This is a genomic window from Pseudomonas sp. PDM02, from assembly GCF_014852285.1.
GTDB classification, from domain to species: Bacteria; Pseudomonadota; Gammaproteobacteria; order Pseudomonadales; family Pseudomonadaceae; genus Aquipseudomonas; species Aquipseudomonas migulae.
Map to the genome: position 1 here is coordinate 286,214 of NZ_JACVBL010000009.1, position 25,411 is coordinate 311,624.

Annotated in this window: 21 protein-coding genes; 12 read left to right on the forward strand and 9 right to left on the reverse strand. The window is 60.8% G+C overall.

Going from position 1 to position 25,411, the window contains the following annotated elements:
* Positions 1 to 138 precede the first annotated feature (138 nt).
* Positions 139 to 1,284, forward strand: a complete 1,146-nt coding sequence (locus IB245_RS18085; RefSeq protein ID WP_192228203.1) for an MFS transporter — start codon at positions 139 to 141, stop codon at positions 1,282 to 1,284.
* 107 nt (positions 1,285 to 1,391) lie between these two features.
* Here the strand turns inward: IB245_RS18085 and IB245_RS18090 are convergent, their stop codons facing one another.
* Both IB245_RS18090 and IB245_RS18095 read right to left on the reverse strand, forming a co-directional pair.
* Entirely contained in the window at positions 1,392 to 2,960 is a 1,569-nt protein-coding gene (locus IB245_RS18090) for a phospholipase D family protein (RefSeq protein ID WP_192228204.1), read from the reverse strand.
* A 60-nt stretch (positions 2,961 to 3,020) separates the two neighbouring features.
* Positions 3,021 to 4,454, reverse strand: a complete 1,434-nt coding sequence (locus IB245_RS18095; protein WP_192228205.1) for a PLP-dependent aminotransferase family protein — start codon at positions 4,452 to 4,454, stop codon at positions 3,021 to 3,023.
* A gap of 179 nt (positions 4,455 to 4,633) precedes the next feature.
* On the opposite strand from IB245_RS18095, the gene IB245_RS18100 reads away from it, so the two are divergent.
* Positions 4,634 to 4,879: a DUF1127 domain-containing protein gene (locus IB245_RS18100; protein WP_008030560.1), complete on the forward strand. Its 246-nt coding sequence runs from the start codon at positions 4,634 to 4,636 to the stop codon at positions 4,877 to 4,879.
* Between the two features lie 118 nt (positions 4,880 to 4,997).
* Here the strand turns inward: IB245_RS18100 and IB245_RS18105 are convergent, their stop codons facing one another.
* Entirely contained in the window at positions 4,998 to 6,290 is a 1,293-nt protein-coding gene (locus IB245_RS18105; protein ID WP_192228206.1) for an NAD(P)/FAD-dependent oxidoreductase, read from the reverse strand.
* A gap of 147 nt (positions 6,291 to 6,437) precedes the next feature.
* On the opposite strand from IB245_RS18105, the gene IB245_RS18110 reads away from it, so the two are divergent.
* Positions 6,438 to 6,791 (forward strand): YkgJ family cysteine cluster protein, encoded by a 354-nt coding sequence (locus tag IB245_RS18110; protein WP_007947437.1) that lies wholly within the window; start codon positions 6,438 to 6,440, stop codon positions 6,789 to 6,791.
* 140 nt (positions 6,792 to 6,931) lie between these two features.
* Here IB245_RS18110 and IB245_RS18115 read toward each other — a convergent pair whose 3' ends face one another.
* Entirely contained in the window at positions 6,932 to 7,420 is a 489-nt protein-coding gene (locus tag IB245_RS18115; RefSeq protein ID WP_003177284.1) for an Lrp/AsnC ligand binding domain-containing protein, read from the reverse strand.
* A gap of 156 nt (positions 7,421 to 7,576) precedes the next feature.
* Here IB245_RS18115 and dadA point away from each other — a divergent pair, with 156 nt between their 5' ends.
* The 6 genes from dadA to IB245_RS18145 all read left to right on the forward strand — a co-directional run bounded on the left by dadA (position 7,577) and on the right by IB245_RS18145 (position 13,821).
* Entirely contained in the window at positions 7,577 to 8,881 is a 1,305-nt protein-coding gene (gene dadA, locus IB245_RS18120) for a D-amino acid dehydrogenase (RefSeq protein WP_008030556.1), read from the forward strand.
* Entirely contained in the window at positions 8,853 to 9,206 is a 354-nt protein-coding gene (locus IB245_RS18125; RefSeq protein ID WP_008030554.1) for a RidA family protein, read from the forward strand. The genes dadA and IB245_RS18125 overlap by 29 nt, the downstream gene beginning before the upstream one ends.
* 97 nt (positions 9,207 to 9,303) lie before the next feature.
* Complete coding sequence (gene alr, locus IB245_RS18130) at positions 9,304 to 10,380, forward strand: alanine racemase (protein ID WP_192228207.1); 1,077 nt, start codon at positions 9,304 to 9,306, stop codon at positions 10,378 to 10,380.
* Between the two features lie 124 nt (positions 10,381 to 10,504).
* A complete protein-coding gene (locus tag IB245_RS18135; RefSeq protein WP_007947433.1) occupies positions 10,505 to 11,053 on the forward strand; it encodes a cupin domain-containing protein in 549 nt (182 codons plus the stop codon).
* Between the two features lie 182 nt (positions 11,054 to 11,235).
* On the forward strand, positions 11,236 to 11,649 hold the full coding sequence (locus IB245_RS18140) for a c-type cytochrome (RefSeq protein ID WP_032828815.1): 414 nt from the start codon (positions 11,236 to 11,238) through the stop codon (positions 11,647 to 11,649).
* A 249-nt stretch (positions 11,650 to 11,898) separates the two neighbouring features.
* The gene (locus IB245_RS18145) at positions 11,899 to 13,821 is read left to right on the forward strand and encodes an acetyl-CoA hydrolase/transferase family protein (protein WP_192228208.1); all 1,923 of its coding nucleotides are present in this window, start codon (positions 11,899 to 11,901) and stop codon (positions 13,819 to 13,821) included.
* A gap of 128 nt (positions 13,822 to 13,949) precedes the next feature.
* Here the strand turns inward: IB245_RS18145 and IB245_RS18150 are convergent, their stop codons facing one another.
* Both IB245_RS18150 and rep read right to left on the reverse strand, forming a co-directional pair.
* Positions 13,950 to 14,522, reverse strand: coding sequence for a xanthine phosphoribosyltransferase (locus IB245_RS18150; RefSeq protein ID WP_084317786.1), 573 nt, complete (start codon positions 14,520 to 14,522; stop codon positions 13,950 to 13,952).
* A 69-nt stretch (positions 14,523 to 14,591) separates the two neighbouring features.
* Positions 14,592 to 16,601 carry a DNA helicase Rep gene (gene rep / locus IB245_RS18155; protein WP_008030544.1) on the reverse strand — a complete coding sequence of 670 codons (2,010 nt, stop codon included), beginning with the start codon at positions 16,599 to 16,601 and terminating at the stop codon, positions 14,592 to 14,594.
* 263 nt (positions 16,602 to 16,864) lie between these two features.
* On the opposite strand from rep, the gene IB245_RS18160 reads away from it, so the two are divergent.
* Positions 16,865 to 18,538, forward strand: coding sequence for a putative bifunctional diguanylate cyclase/phosphodiesterase (locus tag IB245_RS18160; RefSeq protein ID WP_008037990.1), 1,674 nt, complete (start codon positions 16,865 to 16,867; stop codon positions 18,536 to 18,538).
* 107 nt (positions 18,539 to 18,645) lie between these two features.
* Here IB245_RS18160 and IB245_RS18165 read toward each other — a convergent pair whose 3' ends face one another.
* Entirely contained in the window at positions 18,646 to 20,043 is a 1,398-nt protein-coding gene (locus IB245_RS18165) for a NorM family multidrug efflux MATE transporter (RefSeq protein ID WP_192228209.1), read from the reverse strand.
* 158 nt (positions 20,044 to 20,201) lie between these two features.
* Between IB245_RS18165 and IB245_RS18170 the strand changes: the two genes are divergently transcribed.
* A complete protein-coding gene (locus IB245_RS18170) occupies positions 20,202 to 21,122 on the forward strand; it encodes a LysR substrate-binding domain-containing protein (protein WP_192228210.1) in 921 nt (306 codons plus the stop codon).
* Between the two features lie 181 nt (positions 21,123 to 21,303).
* Entirely contained in the window at positions 21,304 to 23,280 is a 1,977-nt protein-coding gene (locus tag IB245_RS18175; RefSeq protein ID WP_192228211.1) for a methyl-accepting chemotaxis protein, read from the forward strand.
* A gap of 114 nt (positions 23,281 to 23,394) precedes the next feature.
* Here the strand turns inward: IB245_RS18175 and IB245_RS18180 are convergent, their stop codons facing one another.
* Entirely contained in the window at positions 23,395 to 24,846 is a 1,452-nt protein-coding gene (locus IB245_RS18180) for a vWA domain-containing protein (RefSeq protein ID WP_192228212.1), read from the reverse strand.
* Between the two features lie 56 nt (positions 24,847 to 24,902).
* Positions 24,903 to 25,409 carry a hypothetical protein gene (locus IB245_RS18185; protein ID WP_008030533.1) on the reverse strand — a complete coding sequence of 169 codons (507 nt, stop codon included), beginning with the start codon at positions 25,407 to 25,409 and terminating at the stop codon, positions 24,903 to 24,905.
* Between the last annotated feature and the right edge of the window lie 2 nt (positions 25,410 to 25,411).

Consider the following 25,411-nt stretch of genomic DNA (forward strand, 5'->3'; position numbering starts at 1 on the left):
TGTGGGAGCGAGCCTGCTCGCGATAGCGGTGTAACAGTCGACGAAAATGTTGAATGTTGCTCCGTCATCGCGAGCAGGCTCGCTCCCACATTTGTTTTGTGTTGTCTGCGAAAAATAATATCCACAGGAGCGTGGAACATGCGTTGGGCGACTTATTTCGCCGTGTTGGCGTCTGTCTTGAGTGTCGGCCTGGCCCTGGGTGTCAGCATGCCGCTGGTATCGTTTCGCCTGGAAGGCTGGGGTTACGGTTCGTTTGCCATCGGCGTGATGGCCGCGATGCCGGCGATTGGCGTATTGCTGGGGGCGAAGATCTCCAGCCATCTGGCGGCGCGGCTCGGCACGGCCAATCTGATGCGCTTGTGCCTTTGGGCCGGGGCGGCGTCCATCGGTTTGCTCGCGCTGTTGCCGAGTTATCCGGTGTGGCTGGTGCTGCGGCTGATGATCGGGGTGATCCTGACCCTCGTCTTCATACTGGGTGAAAGCTGGATCAACCAGTTGGTGGTCGAGCAATGGCGCGGCCGGTTGGTGGCGCTGTATGGCAGCAGCTATGCGCTGAGTCAGCTGGCCGGGCCTTTGTTGTTGGGTGTTCTGGGGACTGAGCACGATTATGGATTCTGGGTCGGGGTCGGTTTGCTGACGGCGGCACCGTTCCTGTTGCTCGGCCGCAGCGGTGCGCCGACCAGCGAAGCCTGCAGCGTGACTTTCAGCGACTTGTGGGGCTTTTGCCGAGGCCTGCCGGCGATTGCCTGGGGCGTGGCGCTGTTCGCAGCGTTCGAGGCGATGATCCTGACCTTGCTGCCGGTCTATTGCCTGCGCCAGGGCTTTACCACGGAAATCGCGTTGGCGATGGTCAGCACTGTGGTGGTGGGCGATGCCTTGCTGCAATTGCCGATTGGCGCACTGGCGGATCGCTTGTCGCGACGCACGTTGTTCACCGGTTGTGCTGTGGTGCTGATGCTCTCGAGCCTGGCGATCCCGTTGCTGATCGACACGTTGCTGATCTGGCCATTGTGGGTGTTGTTCGGCGCCAGTGCCGGGGGCTTGTTCACCTTGTCGCTGATCCTGATTGGCGAGCGTTATCGCGACGATGCGCTGGTGCGGGCCAATGCGCATATTGCGCAGTTGTGGGGCATTGGTTGCCTGGTCGGACCATTGGCGGCTGGCGCCGGTAGTCAGTGGATCAGCGGTCATGCGTTGCCGCTGTTGATGGCGGCCGGTGCGTTTGGGCTGGTGATTTTGCTGTCGCGCCAAGGTGCGTTCGGCACGGTGGCCGAGCCTGCCTGAAACCGAAATGTAGGAGCGAGCCTGCTCGCGATGGTGTGTCAGCCACGTAGGTTTGACTGACACACCATCGCGAGCAGGCTCGCTCCTACAGGGGTTTTTATTGTGGGTTAGAGCATCTTCTCCAGTCCCACGGCGGTGCTCATCCACCCATTGAAATGGCGCCACCAGCTTCCCGGTTCATCGGTCAATGTGTGCATTTTGCCGTCGTCTTCGGTCACCCAGACGATCCGATTGTTTTCCAGTTTCACCTCATAACTCAGAGGCGGCGCCATCCCTTCCAGTGCCGCCTTGCGCACATAGACAGCGAGTTCGGGGCTGTCTACCAGCACGCCGACCTCGGTGTTCCACAGCAGCGAGCGCGGGTCGAAGTTGAACGAGCCGATGAAGGATTTCTGCTGGTCGAAGATCATCGCTTTGCTGTGCAGACTCGAATCGGAACCCCGGTATGGCTTGCTGTAGAAAATATGCGGCCCGCTGCCGCCGCCTTCGCCGGGCTGGCGACGCAATTCGTACAACTTCACGCCATGTTCCAGCAGCGCCCGGCGATAGGGCGCGTAACCGCCGTGCACCGCCGGTACGTCGGTGGCTTCCAGCGAGTTGGTCAGCAGGCTGACAGAGACCCCGGCATCGGCGCGGCCGGTCAGGTAAACCAGCCCTGGCTGACCGGGTACGAAGTAAGCCGAGATCATGATCAGCTCTTTGCTGACCCCGTTAAGCTCTGGCGCCAGTTGCGTGGTCAGCAGCAATTGAGGATCGGGCTCGCCGTCTGACAAAACCTTGCTCGGTGCGTCCCACAGCGCCTGGTTCCAGGCCCAGATCAGCTCCCGGCGCCAAGTGTCCATGCGCGGGTTTGTGGTGTAAGTCATCAGCCGCTGATACAACGCGTGATTCTGTTTGCGCGTCTCTTCCAGTGATTCCTCCAGGCGCGTGCGGGTGTTTTGCAGGTCCTTTTGCGTCGGTCGGCTCGACAGGAATTCATCGATCGGCTTGCTCAGCGCACTGTTCCAATACTGGTCGAAGCTGTGGCCCAACTGCTCGGCGACCGGGCCGACGCCGAGCATGTCGATGTCGGTGAAGTTCAGGTTGGGCTCGGCATCGAAATACTCGTCCCCCAGGTTACGGCCGCCGACGATGGCGGCGCTGTTGTCCGCCAGCCACAGCTTGTTGTGCATGCGCCGGTGTTGCAGCGACAGGTTGAACAGCCGGCCCATGGTCCGCGTCACGCCGGTGCTGCGGCCCAGGTGCAGCGGGTTGAACAGGCGGATCTGGATCTGCGGGTGCGCCGCCAGCGTGGCGATGATCCAGTCGAGGCCATCGCTGGTGGTGTCGTCGAGCAGGATTCTCACGCGTACGCCACGGTCGGCAGCCTTGAGCAGTTCGTCTACCAGCATCCGTGTGCTGATGCCGTCATGGACGATGTAGTACTGCAAGTCGAGGCTGCTTTGGGCGTTGCGGATCAGCTCGGCACGGGCCATGAACGCTTCGCCGCTATTGGACAGCAGACGAAAGCCGGACTTGCCCTCGTGGGGCGCGGCCTGGGCCTGGATTGATCGACCGAATGCCGAGTCGCTGGCGGGCAGCGCCTGGCTCGGTTCGCGTTGAACATCGAGACTGGCGCAACCGCCCAGGAGCGAGGCGAGTAGCAGCAGAGCGAGTAGGGGCTGTCTGACTCTCACGTGGGATCGGTCCGATTGGCGGCAGGTGTCGACATATGGACGCTGGATCTCGGCTAAAGGTCAGTCAGTGAAGTTCTCATTTTCCGCCAGCAGTTTGATTGCCGCCGCGCCGACCTTGCGCACCGCGTCTTCGATCTGTGGTGTTGGCTTGGCAGCGTAGTTCATCCGCAGGCAATTGCGGTATTTGCCCGAGGGCGAAAAGATGCTGCCGACGGCAATCTGTACGCCTTGGTCATGCAGGGCGCGGTTCAGTTTCAGGGTGTCGAAGCCATCGGGCAGTTCGACCCAGAGCATGAAACTGCCTTGCGGCCGACTGGCGCGGGTGCCGGCGGGAAAATAGCGGCTGACCCAGTCGATCATGATGTCGCGATTGCGCTGGTATTGTGTGCGCACCCGCCGCAAATGAGGCTCGAAGTGACCGGCCTTGAGGAATTCGGCGATGGCAATCTGCGGTTGCGGCGCTGTGCTGCCGGTGCTGATGTATTTCATGTGCAGCACCCGCTCCAGATAGCGGCCCGGTGCAACCCAGCCGATGCGCAGGCCGGGTGCCAGCGTTTTGGAGAACGAACTGCAGAGCAGGACGCGGCCGTCTTCGTCGAAGGATTTGATCGTGCGCGGTCGCGGGTAGTTGTAGGCCAGTTCGCCATACACATCGTCCTCGATAATCGCCACGTCGAAGCGCTGTGCAAGCGTCAACAACGCGCGTTTGCGCGATTCCGGCATGATGTAGCCCAACGGGTTGTTGCAGTTGGGGGTCAACTGTATGGCCTTGATCGGCCATTGCTCCAGGGCCAGTTCCAGCGCATCGAGGCTGATTCCGGTCAGCGGGTCGGTGGGGATTTCCAGGGCTTTCATGTTCAAGCCCTTGAGCGTCTGCATGGCGCCATGAAAGCTCGGCGAATCCACCGCGACGATGTCGCCCGGCTCACAGATGGAGCGAATGCTGGTGGACAGCGCTTCGTGGCAGCCGGTGGTGATCACCAGGTCGTTGGCCGTCAGTTGGCAGCCGGAGTCGAGCATCAGGCGGGCGATTTGCTCACGCAGTTCGAGGGTGCCGTGGATGTTGTCGTAATACAGGCCGGGCATGTCCTGTCGCCGACTGATGCGCGCGAGGTTGCGCAGCAACGGTTTCATGGTTGGCGTGGTGATGTCCGGCATGCCGCGACCCAGTTGCACCACGTCTTTGCGTGGCACCGCACGGATCAGTTCCAGCACCTGGTCCCACTGCGAGATATCCACAGGACGTTGCGCCGGACGGCCAATTGCCGGCAGTTCCGGCAAGTCGCGGCTGGCCGGGACGAAGTAGCCGGACTTGGGTTTCGGCATCGCCAGGCCGCTGTCTTCCAGCACCCGATAGGCCTGTTGCACCGTGCTCAGGCTGACCCCGTGTTCGACGCTCAATGCCCGCACCGACGGCAGCCGGTCGCCGGGACGATAGAAGCCCTGTTCGATCCGCGTGCCGAGCAATTCGGCGAGGTTGACGTAAAGGGTCATGGCGCAGTCTCGGTGTGAGTGATTCGGTTAACCAGTACAGATCAGGCAAAAAATTGTAATTCAGAGGTTAAAACGGCAAATCTGTATGGAATTAATACAGGCTGGTTGAATCTGTAATGCTTTTCGCCGTCCGCGCATCATGAAAGCTCTGGCTACCCAAGTAAACAGGAGCAATCAAAATGAACGGCTTGAGCGATGTGCGGCTGACGTTACGCAGTCAGGAACTGGCGGCAGGGCAAATCAACGGTACGCGCGAGGCGTTGATGCGCAACGCACCGTCAGGCCTGAATCGCTGGGGACTGTTCTGGCATCGTCTGCACACGCGCAAGGCGTTGCTGGAGCTGACGCCGGAGCAATTACGGGATGTCGGGTTGAGCCGGGAACAGGCGCGGGAGGAGGGGCTTAAGCCTTTCTGGCGGATCTGAGGTTTGTGGTGTTCATTAGATCCATTCGCGGGCAAGCCTCGCTCCTACAAGGGATACGCGTTCAACTGTAGGAGCGAGGCTTGCCCGCGAAGGCGTCATCACTGACGCCACAAATCCCTCAGACCAACTCTTTAAGCCGATGCCACAACATCCCCAACGCCAACAACGGCGAACGCAAATGCTTCCCGCCGGGGAAAGTAATGTGCGGCACCTTGGCAAACAGATCGAACCCGCCACCCTGCTGCCCGCTGATCGCTTCGGCCAGCAACTTGCCCGCCAGATGCGTGGCATTCACGCCGTGGCCTGAGTAAGCCTGGGCGTAATACACGTTAGGCTGGTCCTTGAGTCGACCGATCTGCGGCAATCGATTAGCGCCAATGCCGATCATCCCGCCCCACTGATAATCAATCCTTGCGCCGGCCAGTTGCGGGAACACTTCAAGCATCTTCGGCCGCATATACGCGGCGATGTCCTTCGGGTCGCGACCTGAATAATGGCAGGCGCCACCGAACAGCAAGCGACGATCCGCCGAGAGCCGGTAGTAATCCAGCGCCACCCTTTGATCACACACCGCCATGTTCTGCGGCAGCAGTTCATGCGCCTGTTCTTCGCTCAAGGGTTCGGTGGCGATGATGTAGCTGCCGGCGGGCAACACCTTGCCGCTGAGTTCGGGGTTGAGTTGGTTGAGGTAGGCGTTGCAGCCCAGCACCAGGGTTTTTGCGCGAACCGAACCTTGAGCCGTATGGACCCTCACCTCCGGGCCGTAGTCAATGCGGGTCACTGCCGATTGCTCAAACAGTCTGGCGCCCAATTGCTGCGCGGCGGCGGCTTCGCCCAATGCCAGATTCAGTGGGTGCAAATGGCCCGAACCCATGTCGATCAGGCCGCCGACGTAGCGATTGGAACCCACCACGCTGTGCATCTCATGCGCTTGCAGCAATCGGGTTTCGTAGCGGTAACCAAGGCTGCGCAGTTCCTCGGCGTCTTCGGCGAAGCCTTCGAGGTCGCGGGGTTTGTTGGCGAGATCGCAGTAACCCCAGGTCAGGTCGCAAGGGATCTGAAAACGCTCGATGCGCTGTCGGACGATTTCCACGGCTTCCAGGCCCATGAGTTTCATCTGACGCACGCCGTCCGTGCCGATCACGTTGGCGAACTGATCGAGCCCATGACCGACGCCACGAATCAGTTGCCCGCCATTACGGCCGCTGGCGCCCCAGCCAATCTTGTGCGCTTCGAGCAGCACCACGCTGAGGCCGCGTTCCGCCAGCTCAAGCGCGGTGTTCAGCCCGGAAAACCCGCCGCCGACCACGCACACATCGGCTACCAGCTCGCCTTTCAACACCGGATGATCGGGCTGCGACAGGCTGCTGGCGGCGTAATAAGAGGCGGTGTGCTGAGCACGGGCATTCATGCGCATCATCCTGGTTTTTGTGTTTAGTAAATTTGACGGAGCATAAGCCGGACCTTCCGGCGCGGGCAACACTGGTCGGTTGTGGCTGTCTGGATCGGCGCGTTTGCGTCAGAATCGCGCTCCAGTCCGCTTTGGGTCACCGTTTCGATGAGCTGCAACAGTCAGAAAATCCGCACGTTACGACAGCAGATCCCCTCGTTCGAGTGCGTGCCCGGCTGCCATGACTGCTGCGGGCCGGTGACCACCTCGCCGGAAGAAATGTCCCGCCTGCCGCGCAAGACCCGCGCCGAGCAGGATGCGGCGATGGATGAGCTCAACTGTGTGCACTTGGGGCCCAACGGCTGCACGGTGTATGACGAGCGACCGTTGATTTGCCGGTTGTTCGGCACCACCAAGACCTTGCCGTGCCCGAATGGGCGGGGGCCGGTGGAGCTGATTCATCCGCGGGTGGAGAAGCAGATTCATGAGTACATGGCTTCTACCCGGCAGGTGCTCGTCTGAGGGAAGACCGAGTCGCCTGTAATCGCCAGCAGGCTAGCTCCCACACTGGATCTGGGTCATGCACAGAATGTGTGTCCGCTGAAGATCAACTGTGGGAGCTAGCCTGCTAGCGATGGGGTCTGAACAGGCACCACAAAGTCTCAATCCGGAATCGGCAGACTCAGACTCTCCTTCACCTCTTCCATCACGATATAACTCTTCGATTCGCGCACATGCGGCAGCTTGAGCAGGATGTCGCCCAGCAGCTTGCGATAAGAAGCCATCTCCGAGATCCGCGCCTTCACCAGGTAGTCGAAATCCCCTGACACCAAATGGCATTCCAGCACATGGGGCAGTTTCAGCACCGCGCGTCGGAACTCTTCGAAAGTATCGCCGGATTTGTAGTCGAGGCTGATCTCGACGAACACCAGCAGACTACCTTTGAGGTGCTGCGGGTTCAGCCGGGCGTTGTAGCCCATGATGATCCCTTCGCGCTCCAGGCGCCGGACCCGCTCGGTGCAGGGCGTGGTCGAGAGCCCGACCTTTTCCCCAAGCTCCGTGAAGGAGATACGCCCGTCCGCTTGCAGGATCCGCAGGATGTTGCGGTCGATCTTGTCCAGCTCACGTTTGGTCTGAGTGTTGGTACGCATAGGGGATGCGCCTCCGTGAAAAGCGTTTTTGCCGAGAATTGTCGCCAAATATAGGTGCTTATATAGTGAAATGCACTGGCTAATCTTTTTTAAACTGCCCACATCTACGGTCTGTACTACAAACGTCAGCGGCACGCCGCGATGAGGGATATGAAAATGCGCGTTATGGTCTTGGGTAGCGGCGTCATCGGTACCACCAGTGCTTATTATCTGGCGCGTGCCGGGTTCGAAGTGGTGGTGGTGGACCGTCAGCCGGCTGCGGCCATGGAGACCAGTTTCGCCAACGCCGGGCAGGTTTCGCCGGGTTATGCCTCGCCGTGGGCCGCGCCGGGTGTGCCGCTCAAGGCCATCAAGTGGCTGTTGCAGCGCCACGCACCGCTGGCGATCAAGGCCACTGCCGACATCGACCAATACCTGTGGATGGCGCAGATGCTGCGCAACTGCACTGCCAGCCGTTATGCGGTGAACAAGGAGCGCATGGTCCGTCTGTCCGAGTACAGCCGTGACTGCCTCGACGAACTGCGCGCCGAAACCGGCATTGCCTACGAAGGCCGTAGCCTCGGTACTACTCAATTGTTCCGTACCCAGGCTCAACTCGACGGCGCCGCGAAAGACATCGCCGTACTGAAAGAGTCCGGCGTGCCGTTCGAACTGCTCGACCGTGCCGGCATTGCTCGCGTTGAACCGGCGCTGGCCAGCGTGACCGACATCCTCGCCGGTGCCCTGCGCCTGCCGAACGACCAGACCGGCGATTGCCAGATGTTCACCAGCCGACTGGCCGAAATGGCTGTGAAACTGGGTGTGGAATTCCGCTTCGGCCAAGACATTCAGAAGCTCGACTACGCCGGTGATCGCATCAACGGTGTGTGGATCGACGGCAAGCTGGAAACCGCTGACCGCTACGTATTGGCACTCGGCAGCTACTCGCCGCAGTTGCTCAAGCCGCTGGGCATCAAGGCACCGGTTTACCCGCTCAAGGGTTACTCCCTGACCGTGCCGATCACCAACCCGGCGATGGCCCCGACGTCGACCATTCTCGACGAGACCTACAAGGTCGCGATCACCCGTTTCGACAACCGCATCCGCGTCGGCGGCATGGCTGAAATCGCCGGTTTTGACCTGTCGCTGAACCCGCGTCGGCGCGAAACCCTGGAGATGATCGTCAACGACCTTTATCCTCAGGGCGGCGATCTGGCCCAGGCAAGTTTCTGGACCGGTCTGCGTCCGACCACGCCGGATGGCACGCCGATTGTGGGTGCAACGCCGTTCAGCAACCTGTTCCTGAACACCGGTCACGGCACCCTCGGCTGGACCATGGCGTGCGGCTCCGGTCGCTTGCTGGCCGACCTGATGGCGAAGAAAACGCCGCAGATCAGTGCAGAAGGCCTCGATATTTCCCGTTATGGCAGCAAAGTCCAGGAGCCCGCAAAACATGGCAATCCAGCGCCAGCTCACCAATGAGCGCATGAGTCAGATCGTCGCTCACAACGGTACGGTGTATTTGGCAGGGCAGGTCGGCGACGACATGAACGCCGGGATTGAACAGCAGACTCGCGAAACCCTCGCCAATATCGAGCGTTTGCTGGATATGGCGGGTACCGACAAGCACCATTTGCTGTCGGTGACGATTTACCTGAAAGACATCGACGCGCACTTCGAAGGCATGAACGCGGTGTGGGACAAGTGGCTGCCAAAAGGCGTCGCTCCGGCCCGTGCAACGGTTGAGTCGAAGCTGTGCGAACCGGAAATCCTGATCGAGCTGTCGGTGGTAGCCGCTCTGCCGTAAGCCTGTCAGAAAGATCCCTCTCCCGGTGCTGTTGGCGGTTCACGCTGTCAGCCAGCGCCGGTTTTTATTCCCATGACCGCCTAGAAGCCCTGCCGCCATGCGTCCAGCCCGTGCCCTGATCGACCTCCAAGCCCTGCGCCACAACTACCAACTCGCCCGTGAGCTTGCGCCGGGGGCCAAGGCCCTCGCGGTGATCAAGGCCGATGCCTACGGCCATGGCGCGGTGCGTTGCGCCCAGGCGCTGGAAGCCGAGGCGGACGGGTTTGCCGTGGCGTGCATCGAAGAAGCGCTGGAACTGCGCGCTGCCGGCATTCGCGCGCCGGTGTTGTTGCTGGAAGGTTTTTTCGAAGCCGACGAGCTGTCGCTGATCGTCGAGCATGATTTCTGGTGCGTGGTGCATTCGCTGTGGCAGCTTGAAGCCATCGAAAAAGCCACGCTCAGCAAGCCGATCACGGTCTGGCTCAAACTCGATTCGGGCATGCACCGGGTCGGTCTGCAACCAAAGGATTACCAGGCGGGCTATCAACGGCTGCTGGCCAGCGGCAATGTCGCGAAAGTGGTGTTGATGAGCCACTTCGCTCGCGCCGATGAGCTGCACAGTCAAGCCAGTGCCGAGCAAGTGGCCGTGTTTGAAGCGGCCCGTCAGGGTTTGTCCGCCGAGGTCAGCCTGCGCAACTCGCCGGCAGTGCTCGGTTGGCCGCAGATCCCGAGTGACTGGGTGCGTCCGGGCATCATGCTCTACGGCGCCACGCCTTTCGAAGAAGCCAATGCCGTGGCCTCGCGCCTGCAACCGGTGATGACCCTGGAATCGAAAGTGATTTGCGTGCAAGAGCTGCCGGCCGGCGAGCCGATCGGTTACGGCGCCAAGTTCATCACCCAGAAGCCGATGCGCGTTGGCGTGGTGGCGATGGGTTATGCCGATGGCTATCCGCGTCACGCACCGACCGGTACGCCGGTGATGGTCGCCGGGCAGCTCAGCCAGTTGATCGGCCGGGTGTCGATGGACATGCTGTGCATCGATCTGACCGATGTACCGCAAGCCGGGCTGGGTTCGACCGTCGAGTTGTGGGGCAAAAACGTGCTCGCCAGCACCGTGGCGGAAGCCGCAGACACGATTCCCTATCAGATCTTCTGCAACCTGCGCCGGGTTCCGCTGCTCTATTCCGGGGCTTGACCCGAACCGCACGGACCGGAAGTCGCTTCGCCGAACAGGATTCAGGCCAAAGTGTTGTAAATACTGAACGCTGTCGCCATGATAACGCTCATATTCCTACAACCTGAATCCTGGAGGCGCAAGCTTGGACGTCGGTGAACGACTGCAATCCATCCGTAAGCTCAAAGGTCTTTCGCAGCGTGAACTCGCCAAACGCGCGGGCGTCACCAACAGCACCATTTCGATGATCGAGAAGAACAGCGTCAGCCCCTCGATCAGTTCGCTGCGCAAGGTTCTGGGCGGGATTCCCATGTCGATGGTCGAGTTCTTTTCCGAAGAGATCCTGCAGGAAAAACCGACTCAGATCGTCTACAAGGCTAACGAGCTGATCGATATTTCCGATGGCGCAGTGACCATGAAACTGGTCGGCCGGGCTCACCCGAGCCGCGCCATTGCGTTCCTCAATGAAATCTACCCGCCAGGCGCCGACACCGGTGACGAGATGCTCACCCATGAGGGCGAGGAAACCGGGATTCTGGTGGAAGGGCGTCTGGAACTGGTGGTCGGGCTGGAAACTTTTGTGCTCGAAGCCGGTGATAGCTACTACTTTGAAAGTACCAAGCCGCACCGTTTCCGTAATCCGTTCGACGCGCCGGCGCGACTAATCAGCGCAGCCACGCCAGCGAATTTCTAAGAGAAGAGGCGTCCTGCCAGCACGGCAGCGGCACCCAAAGGGTTTTTCCGCGGCGCAACAAGACCCCTTCGACTTTGGGGTTGTTTCAGTGCGGCGGGCTTACCGCTATACTTGCGCCCGCCTGCGAACCGTGGCCGTAGGCGTGACTAGCCACCATTGAGGGTGAACGCGTGAACCTAATTATGAAAATGCTGGCTGCACCAGCAACCGTATTGGCCCTTTGGGCTGTCAGCGCTCAAGCTGCGACGAATGACGATATTGCAAAACGCCTTGATCCAGTTGGCCAAGTTTGTGTTCAGGGTCAAGAGTGCAAGGGAATGGAAGTCGCTGCTGCTTCTGGCGGCGGTGGCGGTGCCAAGGCACCTAAAGACGTTATTGCAAAACATTGCAATGCTTGCCACGGCACCGGCCTTTTGGGCGCGCCGAAAATCGGCGACAAGGCTGCCTGGAAAGAACGCGCCGATCACCAGGGCGGTCTCGACGGCATCCTGGCCAAAGCCATTACCGGTATCAATGCGATGCCGCCTAAAGGCACCTGCGCCGACTGCTCCGACGACGAGCTGAAGGGCGCCATCAAAGAGATGTCCGGCCTGTAACACGCCCGCATCGTTAGCGAAAAAGCCGCCTCCGGGCGGCTTTTTTGTGCCTGTTCACCTGTAGGAGCCGGCTTGCCGGCGATCCAGACGCCGCGGTTAACCAGGTAAACCGTGTGATCGTTCATCGCCAGCAAGCCGGCTCCTACAGGTGGTGGGCATAAAGCGATTTACCGCCCGAGGCTGTTCATTGCAGCAAAGACCCGGCAAGCTCGGTCCAACCCCAATTCATGGAATGTAAGGGAGGATCAGATGGTGCAGCTGTGTTCTATCGAGCAAGCGGTCGATGAGGTGCTGGCGCGGTTGCCGGCGCATATCCACATGGGCCTGCCCCTCGGTCTGGGCAAACCCAACCACTTCGTCAACGCGCTGTATCAACGCGTTGCGCAATTGCCCGAGCGCAAGCTGACGATCTACACCGCGCTGTGCCTGGGCCGTCCTGCATTGGGCGACGGCTTGCAGAAGCGCTTCCTCGAACCCTTCATCGAACGGGTATTCGGCGATTATCCGGAGCTGGATTTCCTCGCGGGCCTGCGCAAGGACAACCTGCCGCCCAACATCCATATTCAACAGTTTTTCATGCAGCCCGGCAGCCTGCTTCATAGCGAATCCGCCCAGCAGGACTACGTGAGCAGCAACTACAGCCACGCCGCGCGGGACATCAACGCGGCCGGTTTGAACCTGGTCGCGCAACTGGTGGCCAGCCACTCCGAACACCCGGATCGCCTGAGCCTGAGTTGCAACCCGGACATCACCCTCGACCTGTTTCCGATGATCGCCAAGCGCAGGGCGGCGGGGGAGACGGTCCTGCTCGTGGGTCAGGTGCACAACGACTTGCCGTACATGCCCGGTGATGCGGAAATCGGCATCGACACTTTCGACCTGCTGGTCGACGAGAAAGACAACACCACGCTGTTCTCGACGCCGAACATGCCGGTGGGTTTCCAGGACCATTTCATCGGCCTGCACGCCAGCGCGCTGGTCCGCGATGGCGGCACCTTGCAAATCGGCATCGGCGCCATGGGCGACGCGCTGACGGCGGCGTTGCTGGCGCGGCAGGCGGATAACGACGGATACAAGGCGTTGTTGGCCGACGTAAATCTCAGCCAGTGGGCGCAGTTGATAGACCGCGAAGGGGGGTTGGAACCGTTCGCCAAAGGCCTTTACGGTTGCAGCGAAATGTTCGTCAACGGCCTGCTGGTGCTGGTCGATGCCGGTATCGTGCGGCGCAAGGTCTACCCCGATGTGCCAACCCAACAACAGGCGAATGCCGGCACGCTGGATGAAGCGGCGCAAACCGACGGCATTTCGGTGCACGGCGGGTTCTTCCTGGGGCCGCGCAGTTTCTACGAGCGTCTTCGAGAGCTGCCCCAGAGCAAGCGGCTCGAATTCAACATGACCCGTATCAGCTACATCAACGAGCTGTACGGTCAGGAGGAACTCAAACGCTTGCAGCGCCTGGATGCGCGCTTCATCAACACCGTATTCACCATGACGTTGCTCGGGGCCGGCGTGGCCGATCAGCTTGAAGACGGTCGTGTCCTCAGCGGCGTCGGCGGGCAATACAACTTCGTCGCCCAGGGCCATGCGCTGGAAGGCGCGCGTTCGATTCTGCTGCTGCGAAGCTGGCGCGAGTCGGGCGGGGAGGTCAGTTCCAACATCGTCTGGGAGTACGGCCATTGCACGATCCCGCGGCATCTGCGGGACATCGTGGTCACTGAATACGGTATCGCGGATTTGCGTGGCAAGACCGATGCGGCAGTGATCGAGGCGTTGCTGAACATCAGCGATTCACGGTTCCAGCCCGGCTTGATCGAGCAGGCGCAGAGTGCCGGGAAACTGCCGAAGAGTTTTCGTCTTGATCCGCGTTTTGCCGACAACCGACCAGAACGTTTACAGGCGATTCAGGCGCGGCATCCGCAGTTGTTTCCGGAGTATCCGCTAGGGAGTGATTTCACCGCGCATGAGCGGGATTTGTTGCGGGCGCTGAACTGGTTGAAGAGCAAGTTCAAGCTGACGGAGATTCTGGAGTTGGGCAAGGCGGCACTGGATGCGCCCGAACCGGCAGCGTTTCCCGAGCATCTGGAGCGTATGCAACTGACCAACCCGGAAGGGTTGAAAGAGGACCTGTTTCAGCGGCTGCTGCTCACCGGCCTCAAAGCCACCGCGCAATAACAGCCAACCCAAAGCAACTGTGGGAGCCAGCCTGCTGGCGATGACGGTCTGTCAGGCATGAAGATTTTGACTGACACGACGCCATCGCCAGCAGGCTGGCTCCCACAGGGGAAATGCGGTGCTGCTGGTTATTCGATAAAGGTCACAACGCCATCGGCCAGCGACTTAACGCGAGCCAACGATTCAACGCGATAACCCTGCGCATCCAGTTCCGCACGTCCACCCTGGAACGACTTCTCGATCACGATGCCCAGACCGGCCACGGTCGCGCCGGCCTGTTTGATGATCGAGATCAGCGCTTGCGACGCCTTACCGTTGGCCAAAAAGTCATCGATGATCAGCACGCGGTCGCTGCTGGTCAGGTGGCGCGGGGAGATCGCCACGGTGCTTTCGGTCTGCTTGGTGAACGAGTAAACGGTCGCCGACAGCAGGTTTTCGGTCAGGGTCAGGGACTGATGCTTGCGCGCGAAAATCACCGGTACGCCCAGGTTCAGGCCTGTCATGATCGCCGGAGCGATGCCCGAGGCTTCGATGGTGACGATCTTGGTGATGCCCGAGTCCTTGAACAGCGCAGCGAACTCGTCGCCGATCAGTTTCATCAGCGCCGGGTCGATCTGGTGGTTCAAAAAGGCGTCGACCTTCAGGACCTGATCGGAAAGCACAATGCCTTGTTCGCGAATTTTCTGGTGCAGTGCTTCCATGAAGCGTTCCTCTACTGGCGCCATGTGCGCCTAGTTTGTGAAAAAGTGTCGGTTAAAAAGTGCTCAATTCTAGCGCTTTAACATCGCCCGTATATCGGCCAATGCGGTATTGCCGCGAACGGCTTTGACTTCTACCGGCGTGTCGTCGGTGCCTTCCCAGGCCAGGTCGTCCGGCGGCAGTTCATCGAGGAAGCGGCTGGGCGCGCAGTCGATGATCTCGCCGTACTGCTTGCGCTTGGCCGCGAAGGTGAAGGCCAGGGTCTGGCGTGCGCGGGTAATGCCAACGTAGGCCAGGCGGCGTTCTTCTTCGATGGTGTCGGCTTCGATGCTGGAGCGGTGCGGGAGGATTTCCTCTTCCATGCCCATGATGAACACGTAGGGGAATTCCAGCCCTTTGGAGGCGTGCAAGGTCATCATCTGCACGCCTTCGGCGCCGTCTTCCTCTTCCTGCTGACGTTCCAGCATGTCGCGCAGGACGAGTTTGCCGATGGCGTCCTCGACGGTCATCTCGCCTTCTTCGTCTTTCTCCAGGGTGTTTTTCAACGCCTCGATCAGGAACCAGACGTTGCCCATGCGGTAGTCGGCGGCCTTGTCGCTGGAGCTGTTGGTGCGCAGCCAGTTCTCGTAGTCGATGTCCATGACCATGCTGCGCAGCGCCGAAATCGGGTCTTCGCCGGCGCACTGCTCGCGGACCTTGTCCATGAAACGCTTGAAGCGCGACAGGCGATCGGTGAAACGCGCATCCAGATGCTCGCCCAGGCCGATTTCGTCGGTGGCGGCGTACATCGAGATTTTGCGTTCGGTGGCGTAGTTGCCGAGCTTCTCAAGCGTCGTCGAGCCGATCTCCCGGCGCGGGACGTTGATCACCCGCAGGAAGGCGTTGTCGTCGTCCGGGTTCACGATCAGGCGGAAGTAGGCCATCAGGTCCTTCACTTCCTGGCGTCCGAAAAAGCTGTTGCCGCCGGACAACCGATACGGAATCTGGTGGTGTTGCAGCTTCAGCTCGATCAGCTTGGCCTGATAGTTACCGCGATACAGGATCGCGAAATCGCTGTAGGGCCGGTCAGTGCGCAAGTGCAGGGTCAGCAATTCCACGGCCACGCGCTCGGCTTCGGCGTCTTCGTTGCGGCAGCGGATCACGCGGATCTCGTCGCCGTGACCCATCTCGCTCCACAGCTGCTTTTCGAACTCGTGCGGGTTGTTCGAGATCAGCACGTTGGCGCAGCGCAGGATGCGGCTGGTGGAGCGATAGTTCTGCTCCAGCATCACCACTTTCAGGGACGGGTAGTCGTCCTTGAGCAGCATCAGGTTTTCCGGGCGGGCGCCGCGCCAGGCGTAGATCGACTGGTCGTCATCGCCCACCACGGTGAACTGGTTGCGCGTGCCGATCAGCAACTTCACCAGCAAATACTGGCTGGCGTTGGTGTCCTGGTATTCGTCCACCAGCAGGTAGCGGACTTTGTTCTGCCACTTTTCGAGGATGTCGGCGTGTTCCTGGAACAGTTTCACCGGCAGCAGGATCAGGTCGTCGAAGTCCACCGCGTTGAACGCCTTGAGCGTGCGCTGGTAGTGGGTGTAGACGATGGCGGCGGTCTGTTCCTTGGGGTTTCGCGAGTTTTCCAGGGCTTCGGCGGGCAGGATCAGGTCGTTTTTCCACGAGCCGATCATGTTCTTGATCTCGTCGACGCCGTCGTCGCCCGCGTATTCCTTCTGCATGATGTCGGTCATCAGGGCTTTGACGTCGGTCTCGTCGAAGATCGAGAAGCCCGGTTTGTAGCCCAGCCGCACGTGTTCCTTGCGGATGATGTTGAGGCCCAGGTTGTGGAAGGTGCACACCGTCAGGCCACGGCCTTCGCCGCCCTTGAGCAGGGTGCCGACCCGTTCCTTCATCTCGCGCGCGGCCTTGTTGGTAAAGGTCATGGCGACGATGTACTGGGCGCGGATGCCGCAGTTCTGGATCAGGTGCGCGATTTTTCGCGTGATCACGCTGGTCTTGCCGGAGCCTGCACCGGCGAGCACCAAAAGAGGGCCGCCGACGTAGCTCACGGCTTCTTGCTGCCGGGGATTGAGTCGGGACATACGTAAATTCAGGAGTCAGTACGAAATGGGCCGGCATTTTAACAGGCTCAGCGAATTGTGCTGCTCTCTCCGACTTGTGACGCAATACGCTATCTATATTTGCCGGTTTTGTTACTTTCACGCAGGATGCGGGAGGAATTTGCGGCTAATGTTCGTAATTCCGGATACAAAAGCCTCGTTTGATAACTGATGTCATTGGTCATTAGTTATTGGCACGGCATAATGCCCGCCGCCTACATCATTGCAGAGTCTAGGGAGCTAGCTTGTCTACGCCTGTCGAACCCTTGCGTTTGCTGCTATTGGCCGAAGAGCCAGCGTGGGCAGCGTTGTTGCGCGAGTGTCTGGCTCCGATGGGGAGCTCGGCCGTGCTCATCAGCGCTCCGAGCTGGGAGTCGGTCAGCGCTCTGTTTGATGACAACCGCAGCGCGGTGTTGTTGACGATCCCGGCCCTTCAGCCGGCGCCCGGCCGTTGCAGTTTGCCAACGGTGTTGTTGCTCGAACAAGAGCCGCTGTTGCCGCCCGATGGCGTGAGCGACTGGCTGGTGCGCGATCATCTCGACCCCGGCATGTTGCGCCGTTGCCTGCGCCACGTGCGCGAGCGCGGCGTGCTGGAAAACACCCTGCAACGCCTGGCCGAGCAAGACCCGCTGACCGGCATTGCCAACCGCCAGGGTTTCCAGACCTTGCTGGCCGCGCGACTGGCGGAAAACGACGGCCGTGGCCTGGCCCTCGGGCACCTTGACCTCGACAACTTCCGCCACGCCAACGACGCCCTTGGCCACCAGGCCGGCGACCGCTTGATCCTGCAAGTGGTCGCGCGCCTGAAAAGCCAGCTCGAGGCCGGCGATCAACTGGCACGGCTGGGCAGCGATGAGTTCGCCCTGCTGATCGACACCCGCCGCGCGCCGCAACGCGCCGAATGGATGGCCGAACGCATCACCGAAGCGTTGGCCGAGCCCTATTGGGTCGACGGCGAAAGCCTGTTGATCGGTTCCAGCCTGGGCATCGCCCACGCTCGCGCCCAGGCCGGCGCCGATCCGTTGATGTGGCACGCGCACATCGCCATGCAGCAGGCCAAGAGCACTCAAGGCTGCACCTTTCACATCTTCAACGAACGCATCAACCGCAATGCCCGCAGCATGGCCGACCTCGAAAGCGAGCTGCGCCGGGCGTTGCGTCGCGATGAGCTGGAGCTGCATTACCAGCCACGCCTGAACCTTGAAGACGGGCAGATCGTCGGCCTCGAAGCCCTGGTGCGCTGGCGCCATGCCGAGCGTGGGTTGTTGCCGCCGAGCGAGTTCGTGCCACTGGCCGAGCAAAGCGGTTTGATCGTGCCGCTCGGTTACTGGGTGATTTCCCGCGCGTTGCGCGACATGCAGGCGTTGCGCGAGCTCGGTCTGCCGGCGCTGCACATGGCGATCAACCTGTCGTTCCGCCAGTTTCAGGACAGTCAGTTGCTGTCGACCCTGAGCCGGCTGATTGCCGAGCGTGGCGTCGAGGCGCAGTGGCTGGAATTCGAACTGACCGAAACGGCGGTCATGCGCCGCAGCGATCTGGTGAAACAGACCATGGATGCCCTCGGGCGCCTGGGCGTGCGCTTCTCGCTCGACGACTTCGGCACCGGGTTTTCGTCCTTCGTGCACCTCAACAGCCTGCCGATTGCCTTGTTGAAGGTCGACAAGAGCTTTGTCGGCGGAATGGAAGGGCGCGAAGAGAATCGCAAACTGGTGCACGCGATGATCAACCTGGCGCACAACCTCAATCTTGAAGTGGTCGCCGAGGGCGTGGAAACGCCGGAGCAGCTGGATTTGTTGCGCGGGTTTGGTTGCGATCAGGTGCAGGGTTATCTGATCAGCAAGCCGTTACCGTTGACGGAGCTGATTGAGTATCTGAGTTTTGGCAGCAGTCAGCAGCCGATGCTAGAGATCGTGAGCTGACACGAATCCCTGTAGGAGCGAGGCTTGCCCGCGAAGGCGTCGAGTCAGTCGACATTGTTGTTCCTGACACGACGCCTTCGCGGGCAAGCCTCGCTCCTACAAGGATCTCAGTCAGGCTGGGCGATCTGGAAACTTGCCCCTGATGTCGGCTCCCGCCGAATCATCCGCTTCATCTTCCACTCGAACGCCAGCGTCAGGCTCACCGCCGCGCACGCCAGGCCCAACGCCAGACCCCACCAGACACCCGTCGGCCCCCAGTGCAAATGGAACGCCATCCACCACGCGGCGGGCGCGCCGATCAGCCAATAGCAACCCAACCCGACCAGGAACGTGGTCTTGGCGTCCTTGAGCCCGCGAATGCAGCCCATGGCGATGGTTTGCGTGCCGTCGAACAGCTCGAACCAAGCAGCCACCGCCAACAGGCTCACCGCCAGTTCGATGACCGGGCGGAAGGCCGGGTCGTTGTGGTCCAGGAACAGGCCAATCAACTGATTCGGCAACAGCCAGAAGACCATCGCGAAACCGAGCATCGCCGCTGCGCCAAAGGCGATCCCGACCCGCCCGGCAAGCCGCGCGTCCAGCAACTGCCCGGCGCCGTAATGCTGGCCGATGCGCATGGTGATCGCATAGGAAAGCCCCGCCGGAATCATGAACGCCACCGAGACAATCTGCAGCGCGATCTGATGCGCGCCCAATTGCGTACTGCCCATGGTGCCCATGCACAACGCGGCGAAGGCAAACAACCCGACTTCCACTGCGTAGGTGCCGCCAATCGGCAGACCCAGGCGCCACAACTCCTTCAGGTACTGCCGGTTTGGCCGTGACAAGCCCTGGCGCAATGGATAGGCGTCGTACGCCGGGTGCCGCCGAATGTGCAGCGCCAACGCCACGGCCATCAGGTTGGCAACAATTGCCGTGACCAGACCGATACCCACCAGGCCCATTTTCGGCAGGCCGAACATCCCGGTGATCAACGCATAATTGAGCACGAAGTTGGCCACCGTGCCGCCGAGGCTGATGACCATCACCGGCGTCGCCCGGCCAATCGCGCTGGTGAAACCGCGCAGGGCCATGAAGCTCAGGTAACCGGGCAAGGCGAACGGCAAAATCAACAGGAACTGCCCGGCTGACTGGACGTTGGTTTCGGTCTGGCCAAACATCAGCAACACCGGTTTGAGGTTCCACAGCAGCAATCCGGCGACCAAAGCCATCAACCACGCCAGCCACAACCCGGCCTGGGTCAACCGCGCCGCACCAACGATATCGCCCGCTCCCTGACGGATCGCCACCAACGTGCCGACCGCCGCAATCACGCCGATGCAAAAGATTGACACAAACGAATAGGTCGCCGCGCCGAGTCCGCCGCCGGCCAATGCCTCGGGGCTCAGGCGCGCCATCATCAAGGTGTCGGTGAGGACCATCAGCATGTGCGCCAACTGCGAGGCAATCAACGGCCCCGCCAGCCGCAGGATGGCCCAGAGTTCAATACGTGCTGGATGCTGCATGGTCATCACGCCCGATTATCAAAGAGAACAGGAAAGCGTCGATTCTCGGCGCTCTGCGGGGTTTGCACAAAGGGATAAAAAGGATGGGTGGCATGATTAAAACTCATCCTGTGGAGTTTCTGATAAGTTGACGAAATTGCGCCATAGGAGCTTTCCGCATGTCTCGTCGTCTTCCTCCCTTGTATGCCCTTCGCGCATTTGAAGCGGCGGCGCGGCATAGCTCGTTTACCCGTGCCGCTGAAGAGTTGTCGATTACGCAGAGTGCGGTCAGTCGGCATATTCGTACGCTTGAAGAGCATTTTGCCTGTCGGCTGTTTCATCGCAGCGGGCGCAATTTGCAACTGACCGAGTCGGCGCGGCTGATCCTGCCGGGCATTCGCGAAGGCTTCACCGCTCTTGAGCGGGCCTGCAATACCTTGCGCGCCGAAGATGACATCCTGCGCATGAAAGCACCGTCGACCCTGACCATGCGCTGGCTGTTGGCGCGGCTCAGCCGTTTCCGCCACCTGCAACCGGGCAACGAAGTGCAACTGACCAGCGCCTGGATGGACGTCGACTCGGTGGACTTCAACCATGAGCCGTTCGACTGCGCCGTGATCCTCAGCAACGGGCATTTTCCGCCGGACTGGGAGGCGAGCCTGCTGTTCCCGGAGGAGCTGATTCCGGTCGGTGCACCGAATCTTCTGAAGGACCAACCGTGGGACGTCGCGCGTCTGGCCCATGCCGAACTGCTGCACCCGACGCCGGACCGGCGTGACTGGCGCAACTGGCTGGAGCGCATGGGGCTGACGGATCAGGTGTCGCTCAAGGGCGGGCAGGTGTTCGATACGCTGGAGCTGGGCATGATCGCCGCCGCCCGGGGTTATGGCGTTTCGATGGGCGATCTGCTGATGGTGGCCGAAGATGTGGTGCAGGGCCGTCTGAGTTTGCCGTGGCCGACCGCCGTCGCCAGTGGTGAGAATTATTACCTCGTCTGGCCGAAAACCCGCCCAGGAGGTGAACGTTTGCGCCGCCTCAGTGATTTCCTGCAAGGCGAAGTGCGGGCGATGAAATTGCCGGACGTCGAACACTTGTGCTGAATCGATAGAGCCCTTGAAATAGCGGCCTTGAGCCATATCCCGGCTATTTACTCAAGTATTCAGGTTTGCCGCCGAAAATCTGCAGATGGAACCTTCGTGCAGGTTCGACGTAATTCCCATTATTAGAAATTTTGCTGAGTAGCCGATCAAGGAGGATCAGATCGCTCGGCCAGGAGCTGTCATGTCTCAACCTCGTGCCCGGATCGCTTCACAGCTTGGCCTTGCGCTCGCCGTTATCCTGGCGATTGTCATCAGCGGCAGTACCCTGTTTGCCCTGCGTTCACTGGACACGGCCAACCTCGCCACCCGCGAAGAGCACCTGGCCAGTGAGGCGCGGTTGCTGGCCGACCAGTTGAGTACGTTTCACGGCACGTTGCGTGAAAGTACCCTGCGCCTTGCGGGGTTGTTCGAAAAGCGTTTCAGTGGCGGGCTGAGCGTGCACCCGGATGCGCCGGTGAACGTGGCGGGCACCCAGACTCCGGGCCTGCAACTGGGCGGCGAAGTGCTCAACAACAACTTCAAGGAAGTGGACGAGTTCAAGCAGATGACCGCCGGCGTGGCCACGGTGTTCGTGCGCAGCGGCGAGGACTTCATTCGGGTCAGTACAAACGTCACCAAACAGGATGGCAGTCGTGCCATTGGCACTGTTCTCGATCATGCGAACCCGGCTTACGCCCGTTTGATGGCGGGGCAGAGTTTCGTCGGACGGTCTTTGCTTTTTGAACGCTACTACATGTCGCAGTACACCCCGGTACGCGACAGCGGCGGCAAGGTCATTGCCGTGCTGTATGTCGGTTTCGACTACACCGACGCGCAGAAAGCCCAGTTCGAAAACCTCAAGCGATTCCGCATCGGCAAGACCGGTTCCTTGGCGTTGCTCGACGAGCAGAACAAATGGCTGGTACCGATCGCCGGCGTGGAAGCGCTGGATAAAGCCGTTCCAGCCATCACCGCCCTGGCGAAAACCCCGAGCGAGGGCGGTTTCTGGAGCGACACGTCCGAAGACTTCTACAGTGTTTCCGTGCCGTTCCAGGACGGCCCGTGGTCGGTCGTGGCGAGCATGCCGCAAGACGAAATCAGCGCGGTGACCTGGAGCGTCGGCATTCAACTGGCGATTGGCAGCCTGCTGGCGATGTTGATCGCTGTGGGTTCCGCCGTCTGGTTGCTACGCAGCAAACTCGCGCCGCTGGGTGATCTGGTGCGTCAGGCCGAAGCCCTGGGGGCCGGCGACCTGAGCGTGCGCCTGGACGTGTCGAGCAACGACGAGATCGGTCAGCTGGCCCGTGCCTTCAACCAGATGAGCCAGGCGTTGTCGACGATGGTCGAGCACATCCGCCGGGCCTCGCAAGAGGTCAACAGCCGTGCCCAGGCCTTGTCCGGTTTGTCTGGCGGTGCCTATGAAGGCATGGAGCAGCAGTCCGGCGAAATCACCAGCATGGCCGGTGCCGTGGAAGAATTCAGCGCCACCTCGTTGAACATTGCCGACAACATGGGCAGCACTCAGCGTCTGGCGCAGGAAAACGCACAGCAAACCCAGATCGGTCGTACATCGATGGGTGAAGCGTCCTCGTCCCTGGAGCAAATCGCTGGCGCGCTGAACAGTACTGCCACGGTGATCAACACCTTGGGCCAGCGTTCTCAGGAAATCGGTGGCATTGTCGGGGTGATCACCTCGATTGCCGAGCAAACCAACCTGCTGGCGCTCAACGCGGCCATCGAAGCGGCGCGTGCCGGTGAGCAGGGCCGTGGTTTTGCGGTGGTGGCTGATGAAGTGCGCAACCTGGCTTCACGCACTCGCCAGGCCACCGACGAAATTTCCGGGATGATTCAGAGCATCCAGCAGGAAACCGGCAATGCCATCAGCACCATGGAACAGGGCAAAGTTTTGATGCAGGAAGGCTTGTCGCGCAACGCCAACGTCGCTTCGGCACTGGCGCGGATCGATGAGCAAAGCCGTTCCGCCGGTGAACAGTTCGCCGCGATCACTACAGCGACCCAGGAGCAGAGCAGCACCGCGACCCTGCTCAGCAGCAACCTGCAAAGCATTGCGCTGGCGAACAGCGAGCAGCGGGAAGTGGTGTCGAACCTGGCGGTGACCGCCAAAGAGCTGGAGAGCCTGGCGGCGGAGTTGCGCCAAGAGGTTGACCGGTTTCGTTGAGTCGCCTCTGAAATAGCCTTCGCGGGCAAGCCTCGCTCCTACAGGTTCAGCGTTGACCCCTGTAGGAGCGAGGCTTGCCCGCGAAGGCTGCACCGCAATATTCAGATCAGCCAATCAATCACACTTGGCGTTGCTCGACACTTCCTTGGTTGCGAGTTTCAACTGCTTGGCCAGTTCTGCCGCGTTGGTGCTGTTGTAAACCCGGCCTCCGGTGTTTTCAGCAATGCAGCGCGACGGGCCACCGGCACCGATTTTCACCACGTTGACCCGCAGGCGTGGTTGTTCCCTGGCGATTTGGCGGGACACCGCGCAAGCGTCTTTCTGGCAACCGTCCTCACCGTCGACGAACATCACGATCACGGCATCGTTATTACGCCCGTCGACGGTGCTTGCCGCGTAAGCCAGGCTGTCGGCCAGCGGTGTGCCGTCGTTGGGAACCAGGCCTCGAATCCCGTTGATCAGCCGTGGCCGGTCGCCAAACTTGAACACGCCCTGGTCCGGTGTGCGTTCGCAGCCGGCGAAGGTAATGAGGCGCGTGTCGATTTTCGGGTCCAGCCCGTTGATCATGCCGGCCAGCGAGTCCTTCGCGACGTCCATGCGGCTGGGTTTGGCGAAGATCTGCATGGTGCGGTTCGCGTCCAGGTACTTGTTGAGCTCGTTGCCGAAGAACCAGTCCTCATCGGCTTTTACGGACTTGATGTTCAAATCCATCGAACCCGAGGTATCGAGCACCACCACGAACTGCGGGATCTCTGCGTTTGGCGCTTTTTTGCGGCACGCGAAGTTGTCCAGCGTCGGTGCCGGCGGCGGCGGCGGCGGTGGCGGTGGTGGAGGCGGGGCGGCCACCACAGGTTTTGGCGGCGGGACCGGTTTGGGGGCGGGCACTGGTTCTGGCTCTGGAACCGGTACGGGTTCCGGTTTCGGTTCCACTACAGGCTCCGGCTCCACTACCGGCTCGGGAACAGGCTCAACCGGTTTCTCGATCGGTGTCACCACCGGGGCGACCGGTTCGACCGGGACAACTTTTTCCCGGTGCATAAACCACCAGTAAGCCCAGAGTGCCAGGAGCAACAACAGCAGTGCCAGCAATGCCGCGGCGATCCACCATCCACGGCGCGAAGGCGCCACGGCGGCCACCGGAGCCAGCGGAACCACCGGCGGCACCACCGGTTTTGGCGGGCGCTGGTTCCAGCGCACCACCAACGGCTCACCGTTGAGGCTGTAGAGTTTGTCCAGCTCGGGAGCGCCGAGCAGGCTGCGCAGGTCATCCGCCTCCGTGGGCTGACCGCGTTTTTGCAGTTCGTCCGCCAACTGTCCAAGGGACGTCTGACGCACTTCATAGGTTTCCAGCAATCGCCGTTGAGCGTCCTCATTGAGGTCGGCATAGGGCGTGGGTTGGCCACCCAGTTCGGTCCACCATTCCAGCACCTCGCCGCTGCCCATTCGCGGGATGGCGAAGAGGCTGGAGACGGTCGGCGGAAAGTGTTTCTGGATGAGGGCGACTTTGGCTTGCAGCGCACTCATCCCCTCTGGTGTGGCTTGCGCATCCCTGATGACCCGCTGCATGACGTCGATTCCTGAAAAGGCTGCAGGCCTCCGGCGGGAGGCCTGCGGGTGAAAAGTTACTCTTCGTAACCGAGGCTGAATTGCAGTTGATTGACCTTTTTCTGCAGCGCCTTCAGTTGTTCCTGCTTGGCGGCCAGGGCCGCCTTTGAAGGCTTGGCCACCGGTGCAGTCTGCGAGTCCTTGAGCTGCTGTTCGAGCCCGGCGATCTGCTTCTGCACCTGGCTTTCATTGCCATGGCGCGCCTTCAGTGAGGTCAGCAACTTGCCCAGCGACTGGTTCAGTTCAGCCTGGGATTTCTGCTGGCTGGCCAAATCGGTTTTGGTGCTGAGCTGCTGGGCCTGAATGTTCTCGTACACCTGACGGAACATCGCGTTTTGCTGGCGGGACTCGGCCAGGGCCTGTTCCTTTTGTTTGACCTGATCGCTGTAACCACCAGAGTAGTCGCAGTTCATCTTGGTCAGCATGCTGCTGTCGCGATTGGTCGCATCGCATTCGCCCGGCTGGGTCGCGCAACCGCTCAAGGCGAGGACGGCGGTCAGGACCGCCAGTTGTCGTAACGTCATGT

Excerpts from the sequence above, each read along its gene's own strand:
- IB245_RS18085 (WP_192228203.1), top strand. The coding sequence starts at position 139 with ATGCGTTGGGCGACTTATTTCGCCGTGTTGGCGTCTGTCTTGAGTGTC.
- IB245_RS18095 (WP_192228205.1), bottom strand. The coding sequence starts at position 4,454 with ATGACCCTTTACGTCAACCTCGCCGAATTGCTCGGCACGCGGATCGAA.
- IB245_RS18100 (WP_008030560.1), top strand. The coding sequence starts at position 4,634 with ATGAACGGCTTGAGCGATGTGCGGCTGACGTTACGCAGTCAGGAACTG.
- IB245_RS18105 (WP_192228206.1), bottom strand. The coding sequence starts at position 6,290 with ATGAATGCCCGTGCTCAGCACACCGCCTCTTATTACGCCGCCAGCAGC.
- IB245_RS18110 (WP_007947437.1), top strand. The coding sequence starts at position 6,438 with ATGAGCTGCAACAGTCAGAAAATCCGCACGTTACGACAGCAGATCCCC.
- IB245_RS18115 (WP_003177284.1), bottom strand. The coding sequence starts at position 7,420 with ATGCGTACCAACACTCAGACCAAACGTGAGCTGGACAAGATCGACCGC.
- dadA (WP_008030556.1), top strand. The coding sequence starts at position 7,577 with ATGCGCGTTATGGTCTTGGGTAGCGGCGTCATCGGTACCACCAGTGCT.
- IB245_RS18125 (WP_008030554.1), top strand. The coding sequence starts at position 8,853 with ATGGCAATCCAGCGCCAGCTCACCAATGAGCGCATGAGTCAGATCGTC.
- alr (WP_192228207.1), top strand. The coding sequence starts at position 9,304 with ATGCGTCCAGCCCGTGCCCTGATCGACCTCCAAGCCCTGCGCCACAAC.
- IB245_RS18140 (WP_032828815.1), top strand. The coding sequence starts at position 11,236 with ATGAAAATGCTGGCTGCACCAGCAACCGTATTGGCCCTTTGGGCTGTC.
- IB245_RS18145 (WP_192228208.1), top strand. The coding sequence starts at position 11,899 with ATGGTGCAGCTGTGTTCTATCGAGCAAGCGGTCGATGAGGTGCTGGCG.
- IB245_RS18150 (WP_084317786.1), bottom strand. The coding sequence starts at position 14,522 with ATGGAAGCACTGCACCAGAAAATTCGCGAACAAGGCATTGTGCTTTCC.
- rep (WP_008030544.1), bottom strand. The coding sequence starts at position 16,601 with ATGTCCCGACTCAATCCCCGGCAGCAAGAAGCCGTGAGCTACGTCGGC.
- IB245_RS18165 (WP_192228209.1), bottom strand. The coding sequence starts at position 20,043 with ATGCAGCATCCAGCACGTATTGAACTCTGGGCCATCCTGCGGCTGGCG.
- IB245_RS18170 (WP_192228210.1), top strand. The coding sequence starts at position 20,202 with ATGTCTCGTCGTCTTCCTCCCTTGTATGCCCTTCGCGCATTTGAAGCG.
- IB245_RS18175 (WP_192228211.1), top strand. The coding sequence starts at position 21,304 with ATGTCTCAACCTCGTGCCCGGATCGCTTCACAGCTTGGCCTTGCGCTC.
- IB245_RS18180 (WP_192228212.1), bottom strand. The coding sequence starts at position 24,846 with ATGCAGCGGGTCATCAGGGATGCGCAAGCCACACCAGAGGGGATGAGT.
- IB245_RS18185 (WP_008030533.1), bottom strand. The coding sequence starts at position 25,409 with ATGACGTTACGACAACTGGCGGTCCTGACCGCCGTCCTCGCCTTGAGC.